Raw genomic sequence first — 14064 nt, 5'->3', positions numbered from 1 at the left:
CCTTTCCATTATAACCCTATCATAGCTTGCACAGAAAGGAACTTCTTTTACATTCAGAAATGTGTAAAAGCGATGATTCAGAATAAGAAGATGTTCGTCAGCCGGCACACAATCAGGCATGACTTTGACGAAAAACGGTAATCATATAACGAAAGTAAAAGGAGGAACACTTATGGCGACACGCTGGATATTCGGCAATCAATTGAATCACGATCTCCCTTTATTACAGGAAGCAAACAAACAAGACGACGTCATCCTGATGGTCGAAGCGACCTCGCGCTCCAAGTGGAAGACGTACCATAAACAAAAGCTCGTCCTTGTCTTCTCAGCGATGCGACATTTTGCGGAAGAACTGCGCGAGAAGGGCTTCACTGTCGATTACCGGGAAGCCGATTCGTTCGATCAGGCATTTAAGGCGCACCGGAAAGATCATGATCCGGATCATGTATTTTATACAGCGATCACGGACGAACCGATGCGCAAGGCGATGCATAAGTGGCAAGACGCTTTACCGAAGAAAATCACGGTCGAGGTCTGTTCCGACGTGCCGTTGTTTTTACTGACACAGGAAGAAGCGGTCGAAGCAATTGGCGACAAGCCATACAAGATGGATCGGTTTTATCGCAAACTGCGCAAGGAACGAAACGTTCTCATGAACGGCTCTAAACCGATCGGTGGAAAGTGGTCGTTTGACGCCGATAACCGGAAACCGGCGAAGTCCGGGACGACGTTTCCGGATCCCGTTCAGTTTCGTCCCGACCACATCACAAGGGATGTCATCGATAAGGTCGAGCGTGATTTTTCCGATCATCCAGGAGCACTTGATTCCTTTCATTGGCCGGTTACGCGAAAGGAAGCGATGCAGGCTCTCCATCGTTTCACCGAAGAGCGGCTTGAGACGTTCGGGACGTATCAAGACGCCATGCTGACCGGTGAAGATACGTTATCGCATTCGCTCTTGTCAGCAGTAATCAATCTCGGCTTACTGACACCGGAAGAGGTCATTCGTCAAGTCGAGGCAGCACTTGAAGAACAGGATGCTCCGCTCAATGCGGTCGAAGGTTTCATACGCCAAATCCTCGGCTGGCGCGAATACATGCGTGCCGTCTATCTAGCTGAGATGCCAGACTACGCTTCCGTCAATGCGCTGCGTCATGAAGCGGATCTACCGGACTTTTTCTGGACCGGGAAGACGAACATGAACTGTGTCGCTGAATCGTTACGTCCTGTCGTCGAGCATGCCCATAATCACCACATCCAGCGCTTGATGGTGCTCGGGAACTTCGCCAATCTGTTTGCGATCTCGCCGCAACAGACAGCAGACTGGTTTAACGAGATGTACATCGATGCCTACGACTGGGTCGTTTTACCGAACGTCCTCGGAATGGCGCTACATGCCGACGGGGGAACGTTATCGACTAAACCGTACATCGCTTCGGCGAATTACATTAATAAGATGAGTGATTATTGCAAGGGATGTCCGTTTCATCAAAAGGACATGCTCGGAGAGGATGCCTGTCCGTTTAACGCCTTGTACTGGGACTTCATCGATCGGCATGAAAAACGCTTCGCTGATAATCAGCGGATGTCGATGATGTATCGGCAATGGGGAAAGCGCGATGCGGACAGCAAACGCGATATTCGAAAGAAAGCGAAAGCACTTCGGAAACAACTACAGGATGGTGCTTTCGATACACCATGAAACAAGCCGGTCGGATTAGGTCCGACCGGCTTGTTTTGGCTTACGCACTTTTTTGATTAGCTGCTTGTTGTTTCTTTTTCCGGAGGTGATATAGTCCAAATAGTCCGAGGAACCAGACCGGTGTCAGCAACAAGGCTGGACGTGTATCGTCAGCAAATAACATAACGACGAGAATGACGGCAAACAATCCGAGCACGAGGTAATTGACGAGTGGTGTCAATGGTGCTTTGAATGTCGATGCTGCATGTAATTCCGGATTTTGTTTCTTGTACCGGAGATGACAGACGAGGATGACACCCCAGACCCAGATGAAGCAGATTGCACTGATCGTCGTGACGATACTGAACGCTTGTCCCGGTAACAGCTTACTGAGCAATGCACCGACCGAGACGACGATCGTCGAGACGAACAAGGCGTTTGCTGGAACATGATTTTTGTTCAACTTCGAGAACTTGTTCGACGCTTGCTGTTGATTTCCCAGGTTATATAAAATCCGACTCGTCGAGAACATCCCGCTGTTACACGCCGAAGCAGCGGACGTCAGAACGACAAAGTTGATGATTCCTGCTGCGAGCGGAATCCCGATCAGACTGAACGTCTTGACGAACGGACTTTCTGTTGCACTTAATCCTGTCCATGGGTTGATCATCAAGAGAATCAGCAAGGCACCGACATAGAAGAACAGAATTCGGAGCGGAATCTTATTGATTGCAGATGGGATGTTCTTCTTCGGATCTGCTGTCTCGGCTGCTGATACCCCAACGAGCTCGACACCGACATAAGCGAAGACGACCATCTGGAACGAGAGCAGGAATCCAGAAATCCCGTTTGGCATCCATCCATTATGTGACCAGAGATTCGACACTGTGACGGGACCGGCATCCGTTTTAAAACCAATGACGAGCAAGACGATTCCGACACCAATCAAGGCAAGAATCGTCACGACTTTGATCAAGGCGAACCAAAACTCAAGTTCACCGAACAATTTAACGGTCAATAAGTTAAAGCCAAGTAAAATCAAGAGCGCGAGTACGGCTGGAATCCATTGCGGGATATCAAACCAATACTTGACGTATACACCGACAGCGATGATGTCCGCCATTGCCGTCATGATCCAACAGAACCAGTACGTCCAACCGGTCACGAACGCGGCACGCGGTCCGAGATAATCTTCTGCGATATCCGTGAGTGACTGATAACCTGCTTTTGACAATAACAATTCCCCAAGTGCGCGCATAACGAAGAAGATTGCGATCCCGACGAGTAAGTAGGCAAAAATGATCGATGGTCCGGCGAGTTGGATCGCTTTTCCTGATCCTAAAAACAACCCTGTTCCGATCGTTCCACCAATGGCAATCAACTGTACATGACGATTAGATAAATCTCGTTTTAATCCTTGCTGTTCCAAACCTGAACTCCTCCTTGTGATGGTTTCTCTACGCTTCAGACCGTTCTGTCGGTCCTGAAAAAAGAAAAAAGAGACTGGACGAATGTCCAATCTCAACAAAATCAAAGGAATAACCCATACACACCACTATGACATTCCATGAATGCCCGTCGCTGCATGTGATTACTCTTCTGTCCGTTTGCCTGAGATTGTGAACCCTTCGGCGCCGTGTCGACACGGTCTCTCCAGAAGCTGCTCCTGCCATAGTGTGACCCATGACAATCATAGCTTTCTCTTTATTTGATTATCCGATGCGTCGCTGCATCGATGAATTGTTTCTAATTTTAGTAATCTCGACAGCATTTGTCAACGCCTTTTTCAAAATCATTTTTCAATCTATGAAAAGGACTTTACCATCTTTTCCAGAAATCATACAGCACCACTTGATCATGAAAGGATGAAACATTCATGTCGACGATTTACTTGATTCGTCACTGTGAAACGACCGGTCAGGCACCTGATGCCCCATTAACACCTGGTGGAGAAGAACAGGCACGACGACTGTGCACGCAGTTACTTGAGCTTCCGATTACACATCTTATTTCGAGTCCGTATCGCCGTGCGCTCGATTCGATTCAACCACTTGCGACTGCCCTGAAACTTCCCATTACACGGGAGGATGCTTTGAAAGAACGACAGTTAAGTGCTGTTCCACTTGACGATTGGCAGGATCATCTCCGACAAACGTTCGTCGATCCAGACTATACGTGTCCTGGTGGTGAATCTAGCCGAATAGCAACTGAGCGTATCACGCGTGTCGTCGATGAAGCGTTGCAACAGCATGATGGATCCATTCTCGTGACACACGGGAATTTGTTGTCTTTATATTTGCATTCGATCGATCCAACATTTGGATTCCAAGAAAGCTTACAGCTCAAAAATCCGGATATTTTTAAGGTGACACGTATTCAAAAACAAACAATTATAGAACACTTGGTAGCCTTTTGAAATTCTATTTATCTTAGGCATATGAACCGATAGAATCTATTTTTTATTTATAAAAAGCATAAGAACTATCTATTTTACTTCCCTTCGAAACGGCTTTATATTAAACGAATTGATAATAAAGTTAAGTAGTTTTCGATTCAGGTATGAAGCGGAACTTCGAAAATCCGCTTAATCAATCAACAAGCCCTTCCGGATCATCGGAAGGGCTTGTTTTTATACTTCATTATGTGCGCCATAGCTATGACGAAGGGCAAATAACAGTCGAATCAATGATTCATGATAACCGATGAACCAGCCTTCTTCGATCCCATTGACGATCGCTTCTTCTGTCATCCAAGCGACACGCTGAACTTCTTCTTCCTGCAGTGTCAAAGTCGTCAGATCCACTTCTTGTTCGACGAGATAATAATCATCAAAACCGATTTCAAACGGAATCGTCAGATGGGGGCGGACACCCGTGAAATCAATATCGAGTCCAAGCTCTTCCGACAGTTCCCGTTGCGCTGCCATCTGACTTGTATCCCCGCTGATCGCACTGCCCCCGACCGTCAGATCCCACATGTTCGGCCAACCGGATTTGAACGGTTGCCGTTGTTGGACGAGCATCTCTCCCTTGGCGTTAAAGACACAGACGTGAATCGTCATATGATAATCGCCGGCTGTATGTGGCGTTCCCCGTGTCCAGAGCCGTCCTGTTTTCTTGCGATCTTCTGTGTATACATCCCACTGTTCCATCTTGCATCATTCCCCTTTTTAATTGATGAAAGACGAGTTATTCGAGCTTTCCTCCGCTTTGACGCAATCAATCGCGACGACGAGGGCGATCAATAATTCTTCCATCGCTTCATCTTCGACTTCGATCATGTACTGATCGGTCCAAGAAATCCACTTTTTCTGCACGCGACCAATCCGTTGTCCCTGTTGCAGGACTTCAAAATCGACATCCCACCAGTCGCCTGTGACTTCGAACTGATCCGAGTTAATTGTATAGCGGTCTTTGAAGAACGTGAACTCTTTGATGATTTCAAACGATTGTCCCGCTGCTTCGACATAAAAGACCGGACGAAAACTGAACGTTTTTTTCTCGATTTCAGCGACGACTTCTCCGTTTTGATTCGTTACGGTGAAGGTCTTCGGTAATTTCATAAAACTCCCCTCAATGTGATACGCATCGTGTCCCTCTTCGTCCTGAATCGCAAATCGTCCACGCAAACTGAAGGCTTTTTGTTTCATATAAAGTGTATGCATACCGGTCTCCTCCTTTAATGTATAGTCTTATTTACGACATTACTGACAGAAAAGATTCAAAATCTGGAAATAGTCAGTTGGTGCAGTTTGTAACAGAAGCTTCAGTGGTATCAAGTTACATAACACGAATCTACGGGAAAGAAGGAATTTTGATGTCTATCGATACGATTGTGCTCTTCATTTTACTCGCCATCGCCCTGTTGATCATCCTTGTCCCACCCATCCTCTTTTGGCACGTCTGGCGCGCCGATCGTCGCCAGCAAGAACATGCGGTCCTGCGCAACTTCCCCGTCCTCGGAAAGATGCGCTATATCCTCGAAAACATGGGACCGGAACTCCGCCAATACTTATTTCTCAACAATAACGAAGGCAAACCCTTCTCCCGCAATGAATATAAGACAGCCGTCCTTTCTGGCAAATATCAAAGTCGGATTCTTGGTTTTGGCTCGGAACGTAATTTTGAAGAAGCTGGTTTTTATGTACAAAACGCCCTCTTTCCAACGAATCGACAGGAATTACGGATCGATCAATCAGAACGTGTCGATACGCACATCTATCAGATTGATCGCGATGAACTGTTTACGCGGAAAGAACATCTCGTTGCCAAGCAAATCTCACCCTATCTCTTGAAAGTGGAGGATGCACCGATCATCGGGGCGACGACATGTCGGCACCCTTATCAAATCCAAGGACTGATTGGTCAATCGGCAATGAGTTTTGGTGCACTCGGTGACCGGGCCATCACTGCACTCTCGATCGGACTTGGTCGCGCTAAGGGCAGCTGGATGAATACTGGTGAAGGTGGTTTGTCCGATTTTCATCTCAAAGGTGACGTCGACATCATCTGTCAGATTGGTCCCGGTCTGTTCGGCGTCCGGACGGAGGACGGTGATTTTTCGTTTGACGAATTCCAGAAAAAAAGTGAGTTACCGCAAGTCAAAGCCTTCGAACTCAAACTTGCCCAAGGGGCTAAAACGCGCGGCGGACATTTAGAAGGCGCAAAGGTCACAGAAGAAATTGCTGCTGTCCGGAAAGTCAAAGTCGGTGTTGGCATCGATAGTCCGAACCGGTTTAACGAATTCACGACACCAGAGACGATGCTAGACTGGGTCGAACGTCTCCGCGAAGTGGGCGGCAAACCGGTCGGGATTAAAGTCGTCGTCGGTAATCTCGAAGACATGCGGCAGTTGATTGCTTATATGGAAGAATCCGGTCGTCATCCAGACTTCATGACGGTCGACGGTGGCGAAGGAGGGACAGGCGCGACGTTCCAAGAACTTGCGGATGCTGCCGGCTTACCACTCTTTTCCGCTTTACCGTTCGTGCATCAACTTTTGACAGAAGCCGGTTTACGCGACAAGGTCAAAGTGTTCGCATCCGGTAAGCTGATCAGTGCTGATAAGATTGCGATCGCTCTCGCCCTCGGCGCTGACTTCGTCAATATTGCGCGTGGTTTAATGTTTAATGTCGGCTGTATTCAAGCCCAAGTTTGTCATACGAATCACTGTCCGGTCGGCGTCGCGACGACTGATCCGAAACTGCAGAAGGCGCTGATCGTCGACGAAAAAAGTTTCCGAGTGACGAACTACATCATCTCGTTACGAGAAGGACTCTACAATCTGACGGCGGCAGCAGGACTCGTCTCACCGACGGAACTTCGCCCGGAGCACGTTATCTACAAGGATGAAGCCGGACACCTGATTCCGGGTCCGGACTGGATGAAGCAGCATGTGGTACACCAATCTCTTTCCTCACGGTAACGAATAGCACTCACTTGCACTTTTTAACGAGAGCGCTTAAAGTGTATAGTTGATGAAATTCTTTAACCACACATGTGCATTACCTTAAGGAAAGGGTTTAATATACTATGAAAAAGAACTTTTGGCAGGACTTACCACGACCATTTTTCGTCTTAGCACCGATGGAAGACGTCACTGACGTTGTCTTCCGCCACGTCGTCGCAAAAGCGGCGCGTCCGGACGTGTTCTTCACGGAATTCACGAATACAGAAAGCTATTGTCATCCGAAAGGCAAACAGAGCGTTCGCGGACGTCTTGAGTTCACGGAGGATGAACAACCAATGGTTGCTCATATCTGGGGCGACAAACCGGAATATTTCCGCGAAATGAGCATCGGCATGGCAGAGATGGGCTTTAGCGGAATCGACATCAACATGGGCTGTCCCGTCCATAACGTTGCCGTTAACGGTAAAGGCTCCGGCTTGATCAATCGTCCGGAAGTCGCGGCTGAACTGATCCAAGCTGCAAAAGCGGGCGGTCTCCCGGTCAGCGTCAAAACGCGTCTCGGCTATACGAAGGTCGAAGAGTGGCATGATTGGTTGCGCCACATCCTCGAACAAGATATCGCAAACCTCTCGATTCACCTCCGGACACGTAAAGAGATGAGTGCCGTTCCAGCACACTTCGAATTGATTCCGGAAATCAAGAAGTTACGTGATGAGATTGCACCACAGACGTTACTGACGATCAATGGGGATATCAACGATCGCCAACACGGTCTGGAACTCGTTGAGAAATACGGTGTCGACGGCGTCATGATCGGTCGCGGGATCTTCCACAACCCGTTTGCGTTCGAAGTCGAGAAAAAAGAACATTCTAGCCAAGAATTACTCGATTTGTTACGTCTACAACTCGATCTACACGATCACTACTCGGCTCAATTCGAGCCACGTCTCTTCAAACCATTACGCCGGTTCTTCAAGATTTACGTCCGTGGATTCCGCGGTGCGAGTGAACTTCGTGTCAAATTGATGGAGACGAACTCAACGGACGAAGTGCGCGCTTTACTCGACGCTTTCGTTGAAGAAGAAGGGATTCACGAGGTCAACTCGTTTTCAATCTAACAGCAAAGCACGCCTCCTCGGCTCGAGGAAGCGTGCTTTTTTGGTGTCACCAGCGTTCGACGATTTGCCGCGTATCCGCACACCATTGTTCAAATTCTGAAGCATGTGTCAGTAATAAGAAACGTCGTTTCCCGAGTCGTCGATCGAGCCGTGCGATACCACGGATGAAAGGATGTGGATGAACAAGCGCTTGTTCGAATGCGAGGTTCGGGTACTGCAACAAGTCTTGCTGCATCTCATAGTTCTCTAGATATCCATCCTGTTTGACCTGTCGTTCAATTTCAGCGGATAACGCATGCGACTGCTTCAACCAGTCGGACTGCCATAGCGATCCGGCTGGTTTTTCTGGTAACTGTGCAGCTTGTATCGCGTAGCGCCGATCGACTTCCCGTTCGAAGTGAAAGTCGTCTGCTCCGAAATTCTCTTCTCCGTCAAACGTCATCCAGACTCGGCTGGGGTTATCTTGAATCCGGTAGACGGCTGCATGAAAAGCAATTCGTCCCTGTAACGACGGGGCGAGCAGTTGCTCGACCCGTTTTTTAATGATGGAAAACTGCACACAATCCGTCCTTTCCGTCCGGCTAATCTAATCAGCCGTTCTTCATATGAAACGATTCCGCAAGCGTAAACGTCAACTCTTTTAACTCGAGACCACCGAGTGCAAAGTAGAGTTTTAAATAGTTGTGTGGGTTGAAGACGAAGACGTCCTTCGTCTGGCTGACCCACTCGCCGTTCGTTCCATTGAAGGTAAAGGTCGCGACCGGCATGTTGTTCGCAAACAACGTCACTGGCATCTGCGCCAGTTCACCAGCATTCGAACGTGCCGTCAACGTGACCTGATACATCCCTGTCTCTTCCGCCGTGACAGCGAAGACATGACTACTTCCTGTCGTCGTCGTGACGTCCGTTAACGGGAAGGCATCCCCACTGACGAGGCGTTGGTGCGAGACGGCTTGATCTTCGAGCGTCTCTTCTTCGATCGGTGCCCCGAGGACCTCGACAGGTGACGCCGTTCCCATCACGCGATCCATGACCGGTGACCGGAGTAAGAACTGACAGATGTTCGCAGCACTCCGCAGTAACTCGGAACGTCGAAGTGTTCCGTCTGCGAGAGCCGTCAATGTATCATCCTCGAACGGATTCGTTCCCGGTTCGCCGACGACCATATAGAGATCGTTTTGCGAACGGACCATCGTCGCCGTTTGCTGCCGGTTTGCTTCCGTTCCTTCGGCGTTGATTTTCGCCCACCAGTCGGTCATGACGATTCCATCAAAGCCCCACTCATCGCGCAAGATGCGTGTGTTCTGATCGTATAAGCCGGCAGTCCAGATGCCATTGACGGCACCGTACGTCGTCATGATCGAGTATGCTTTCCCTTCTTTAACTGCCATCTCGAACCCTTTCAAGTACAACTCACGTAACGCCCGTTCTGATACGATCGAATCTAGATCATGCCGGTGGAACTCTTGGTTGTTGGCACTAAAGTGCTTCAACGTTCCCGTCACACCAACCCGGTGCATCCCGTCGAGCTGTGCCACGGCCATTTTTCCAGTCAGATACGAATCTTCCGAGAAATACTCGAAGTTCCGTCCGTTGAGTGGATGACGGTGGAGGTTCATCCCGGGTCCAAGCAACGTATCAATCTCGTTCTTCCGTAACTCAAGACCTGTCATCTCAAATAGATCGGCAATCAATGTTGTGTTGAACGTCGAGGCAAGCAATGTTCCGTTCGGTAACGAGAAGGCTTTCGTCCCGATGTCCATCCGGATTCCGGACGGACCATCCGCGCAGCAGCCTGCTGGAATGCCGAGTGCTTCGAGTTCTGCCGTCACGCTACCAAAAGCTCCCGCCGTTCCCGGTGTGACGCGCGGTGAGTTCATCCCTTCCCCCCGGACGATCGCGGCGAGATCCGCATCCGTCAATTGATCGAGGAACGTCTCGAGCGTGACCCGTTCTTCTTTGACGTCGCGTAACTTCCAACCGGCATCTTCTGCCTGTGTCCGTTCAACGGGACGCTCCTGTTGACGACGCTGTTCCGGATCGATCGTCCGCAGTGGTGTCGCTTCATATGTCACCGTATATCCCGTTTCGGTCGCTTGCGGTTTGATACGTTCAAACGCCGTCACCGGTGCCATGTTTTCCGTTAAGACGTCCGTGACGTCAAGCGTCTCAACGGAATGGCTTGCGACTGGAACCGCCGACCGGACGTCCGTCCCGAGATAGAGCTGATACGCGCCAGGTTCAATGACATAAGACGACTTATGCCCGGTAACGCCACTATCGTCATAACTCGCAAACGAGGCGAACGGTACGACGAGTGTGAGAGATTCTTGCTCGCCCGGTGCGAGTTCTTTTGTCTTTCCGAACGTCACGAGTTGACGCGTTGGGTTACCGAGTTGTCCTTGTGGTTTCTCAAGGTATCCTTGTATGACTTCCTTCCCGCTCGTCTGCCCGGTATTCGTCACTGTCGCTGTAATCGTCCAGGCATCAGCTGACGTCGTCACATCTGTCGCAAGGTTGAACGACGTATACGATAATCCGTAGCCGAACGGATACAAGACCGCTTCCGGTGCGAACGTCTCAAAATAACGGTACCCGACATAGATGTCTTCCTGATACAACGAACGATCAGCGTGACCGAAGTGGGGTGTCGACGGATAATCATCGAGTGAACGGACAATCGTATCCGGTAGTTTCCCGGATGGCGAGATGCGTCCAAGCAAAAGATCACTCAGCCCGGTGCCACCTTCCATCCCCCCTTGCCACGCGTAGAGGACAGCACTTGGCGCCGTCTCTTCGACCCAGCGCATATCGATGATGTTCCCAACGTTCAAAACGACGACAGTTTGTTTGAAGTGTGTCGTCACGAGACGGAGCATCTCCTGTTCCGTCTCCGTTAAAAAATAACTTCCTGGATCCGCTGTATTATCGCGATCTTCCCCAGCCGTGCGACCGATCATGATCAAGGCAACATCGGAATCAAGCGCTGCTTGCTGAACGAGCGTCGCGTCAAGCGGCATCTCTTCTTGCGACCATGGCTCGGCTGCCCAGCCTTCACCTTGGTCAAACGGATGGTCTTCAAGCCATGTTTCGTACGCCTTGAGGACGTCCGTATTCAGTGTCACGTCTTCGCGCAACATGTCGAGTGGACTAACGAGGTTCGTGACGTTGACCATCCCGCCTGATCCTGTGCCACTTTTATAGTAGTTGAACTGGTTACGTCCAAAGACAGCGACCGTCGATGCAGGTTGCAACGGGAGCACACCATCATTGTGTAAGAGGACCGCCCCTTCCGCGACGGTTTGTCGTGCGAGTTTTGTATAGGCTTGCCAATCGAGCGTGTATGTCATGCGTCATCCACCTTTGTTAGTTAGTTTGAGAAAAAAGTCGTTTTAAGTCCTTCGCGATTTCGTCTAAGCTGTCTTCGGCTTGCGGATACAGACCGAGTTTATCAAGAAAGGCATGTTCCATCCCGCGGTAGTGGAGATAACGGGTCTTGACGCCAGCGCGCGCGAGCTTTTTCGCATACGCTTCCCCTTCAAGACGTAAGTAATCAAACTCCCCTGTAATGACGATTGCCTCTGGTAAATCGGTGAGCGTCGCGAACAACGGCGAGATCCGTGGATCCTTCGAATCACTTGCTTGGACATACCATTGCTCGAGAACACCTTCTTCATCTTGTAGCGACAAAATGATCCGTTCAAGTAACTCAGGTTCCGTTTGTCGGTCATATGCTTCAAGCGTCCAGTCATATTCCGAATTCGGATGTTCACCGACATTAACGACCGGATAATATAAGACTTGATAGCGAATATACGGCGTCGGACGCTCGCGGTCGAGTAGACAACAGACCGTCGCTAAGTTCCCACCGGCACTATCGCCGGCAACCGCGATTGCGCCTGGATCAATCCCAAGTCGATCAGCGTGTTCGACTGCCCAATCGATCGCTGCATGACAATCTTCAAGCCCTGTCGGAAACGGATGCTCTGGCGCCAATCGGTAGCCGACCGACAAGACAGCGACGTTCCCTTTATCTGCTAATGCCTTACATGGATTCTCGACCGTCTCGAGCGTGCCACCGAAAAAACCACCGCCATGGAAATAGACGACGAGCGGGAGCGGACGCGCTGCTTCTGGACGATACAGCCGTGCTTCGATCGTGGTATCGGGTCTTGGAATCGAGAGGACGTTTGTTGAAATCTGCCGTGTCGTCATATCTTCATTGTCCCAGCCCATTCCGGCACGCGCCAGTTCGACTGGCGACGCCCCTTCTGGAATCGAGACCGATGGACGCTGCGTGAGGACGACCTCATGGACACGCGGATCGAGTGTCCCTGGAGTCGAGACGTCAGGAATCGGCTTATCGACGATCTCAAGTCCGTCTTGATGGATGGATGAACGATTTCGTAACGTTCGCAGTAAATCTTGCATTGATGTGGTAGACAATTGGATCGCTTCCTTTCTTATCAAATGGTTATCGAAAGCGCTTTCGATAACCATTAAAAAAATTTCGAATGCCACTTTTTAAAAAAGAGACCGCTTACATCACAATATACCTGTCTTTGGCAGGAGAAGCAAATGTTTCACCTAAAAAAATCAGCGCAGTCGCCTGCGCTGATCCTCATCGTAATTGTTCTTGTGAAACGATCGTAAAACCATCAATGACCGTGTCTTCCTCGACCTCGATCAACAGGCAGCGTTTCCCTTGGTAGTTGACTTGTTTGACGTACTTCAAGTCTTGCGGACTGATTGCGATGTTCGCGACCTTCGTATTGATTTTAATCGATTTCGCTTCATAGTTCGGGACGATGTTACTCGCTTTCATCTCGTATGTTGGATCGTCAACGACCGTCTTGAACGCCCGTTCGACCTGCTCCGTGCTGACATCTTCGACACCACTTGCCTTGAGCACACGTTCGACTTCCTGAACGTCGAGCATTGGCACTTCTTCCTCATCTTGATCCTCTTCGACGACGATCAACTGATTGATGTTTTCATAGACACCGGCTAACGTCTTCGTATCCATCGATTCACCAACGACCGATTTGACGATTTCCTCGAAGATCGCTTTATCCTCATCTGCCGTGACGATCGGTTGACCGTTCAAGACATTTTCAAGGAAGCCGAAATCCGGTTTATTCGGCTTGCCCGCCGCATACAAGACATGATTGACGTCTGCAGCATTGTCGGTGAAGGTCGGGAAGAGGAATCCACCGATCGGCGACGCCAGTTTGATGACCGGATTGATGAATAAGTTCGACTTGAATTCGCGTTCGACAAAATCAAAGACGAGTGATTGTTTTGGTAGCTCCGTCAAGTTAAGGCTACCGAGGATGAACGGCGTCGTATAAACATCGTCATTTGGATCGATCTCTGTCTCGTCCGCTTGGCGCTTCGTCGTTTTGTAGTATTGACCGCGAATGAACGTGACGACGAGATCATTCTCGTACTGGACGTCCTGGACCATCTTCAACGCCATCGTCTGCATCTGCTCGACCCAGTCCTCCGGCTCTTCCGCATACAGTCCTTCGTAGAGCAGCTGTTGCGTATGACCCGTCTCCCCTTCTTCCGGATGCGTGAACTTGACCTCGAACAGCTTGACGTCGAGTTTTCCACCTAGTACCTTCTTGAAGTTCGCAAGGAACAGCTCCTGTTGTTCCGGATCAAGCAATGGAAATGGTCGGGCTTCCTCATGATAGATTTCGCTCGTCTCTTTTCGAATATAGACGTTGTAGATTTCATGGATTTTTAGTAAATCGGCATCCATCTTGAAGTGACGACGGATGTCGGCGATGTCTTTTTTATTCATGCATACCAGCTCCTCGAATCATTAAAATCCTGCTTCCTGAAAAGCGT

11 protein-coding genes and 1 riboswitch are annotated in these 14064 nt (G+C 49.6%); of the genes, 4 read left to right on the top strand and 7 right to left on the bottom strand.

Going from position 1 to position 14064, the window contains the following annotated elements:
• Positions 1-172 precede the first annotated feature (172 nt).
• On the top strand, positions 173-1702 hold the full coding sequence (locus Q7C19_RS12825) for a cryptochrome/photolyase family protein (protein WP_375092290.1): 1530 nt from the start codon (positions 173-175) through the stop codon (positions 1700-1702).
• Positions 1703-1742: 40 nt separating this feature from the next.
• Here the strand turns inward: Q7C19_RS12825 and Q7C19_RS12820 are convergent, their stop codons facing one another.
• Positions 1743-3110, bottom strand: coding sequence for an amino acid permease (locus Q7C19_RS12820; protein ID WP_290788215.1), 1368 nt, complete (start codon positions 3108-3110; stop codon positions 1743-1745).
• A gap of 160 nt (positions 3111-3270) precedes the next feature.
• Positions 3271-3348: riboswitch (glycine riboswitch) on the bottom strand.
• A 209-nt stretch (positions 3349-3557) separates the two neighbouring features.
• On the opposite strand from Q7C19_RS12820, the gene Q7C19_RS12815 reads away from it, so the two are divergent.
• Positions 3558-4097, top strand: a complete 540-nt coding sequence (locus Q7C19_RS12815) for a histidine phosphatase family protein (protein ID WP_035411770.1) — start codon at positions 3558-3560, stop codon at positions 4095-4097.
• 213 nt (positions 4098-4310) lie between these two features.
• On the opposite strand, the gene Q7C19_RS12810 is transcribed toward Q7C19_RS12815, so the two are convergent.
• On the bottom strand, positions 4311-4832 hold the full coding sequence (locus tag Q7C19_RS12810; RefSeq protein WP_375092289.1) for an NUDIX hydrolase: 522 nt from the start codon (positions 4830-4832) through the stop codon (positions 4311-4313).
• Between the two features lie 18 nt (positions 4833-4850).
• Positions 4851-5345, bottom strand: a complete 495-nt coding sequence (locus Q7C19_RS12805; RefSeq protein WP_214856554.1) for an LURP-one-related/scramblase family protein — start codon at positions 5343-5345, stop codon at positions 4851-4853.
• 152 nt (positions 5346-5497) lie between these two features.
• Between Q7C19_RS12805 and Q7C19_RS12800 the strand changes: the two genes are divergently transcribed.
• Together Q7C19_RS12800 and Q7C19_RS12795 are read left to right on the top strand one after the other, a co-directional pair.
• Positions 5498-7105, top strand: a complete 1608-nt coding sequence (locus Q7C19_RS12800; RefSeq protein WP_375092288.1) for an FMN-binding glutamate synthase family protein — start codon at positions 5498-5500, stop codon at positions 7103-7105.
• Positions 7106-7212: 107 nt separating this feature from the next.
• Positions 7213-8208 carry a tRNA dihydrouridine synthase gene (locus Q7C19_RS12795; RefSeq protein WP_029343007.1) on the top strand — a complete coding sequence of 332 codons (996 nt, stop codon included), beginning with the start codon at positions 7213-7215 and terminating at the stop codon, positions 8206-8208.
• 46 nt (positions 8209-8254) lie between these two features.
• On the opposite strand, the gene Q7C19_RS12790 is transcribed toward Q7C19_RS12795, so the two are convergent.
• From Q7C19_RS12790 to Q7C19_RS12775, 4 genes are all read right to left on the bottom strand, one after another.
• Positions 8255-8767 (bottom strand): SF0329 family protein, encoded by a 513-nt coding sequence (locus Q7C19_RS12790; RefSeq protein ID WP_375092287.1) that lies wholly within the window; start codon positions 8765-8767, stop codon positions 8255-8257.
• Between the two features lie 31 nt (positions 8768-8798).
• Positions 8799-11558, bottom strand: a complete 2760-nt coding sequence (locus Q7C19_RS12785) for a glycoside hydrolase family 3 protein (protein ID WP_375092286.1) — start codon at positions 11556-11558, stop codon at positions 8799-8801.
• A gap of 16 nt (positions 11559-11574) precedes the next feature.
• Positions 11575-12639, bottom strand: coding sequence for an alpha/beta hydrolase (locus Q7C19_RS12780; RefSeq protein WP_308102328.1), 1065 nt, complete (start codon positions 12637-12639; stop codon positions 11575-11577).
• Positions 12640-12829: 190 nt separating this feature from the next.
• Positions 12830-14017 carry a DUF4317 domain-containing protein gene (locus Q7C19_RS12775; protein ID WP_035395462.1) on the bottom strand — a complete coding sequence of 396 codons (1188 nt, stop codon included), beginning with the start codon at positions 14015-14017 and terminating at the stop codon, positions 12830-12832.
• Between the last annotated feature and the right edge of the window lie 47 nt (positions 14018-14064).

Source organism: Exiguobacterium sp. PHA03 (assembly GCF_041945985.1).
GTDB lineage: Bacteria > Bacillota > Bacilli > Exiguobacteriales > Exiguobacteriaceae > Exiguobacterium_A.
This window is presented reverse-complemented; position numbering and strand designations above follow the sequence as displayed.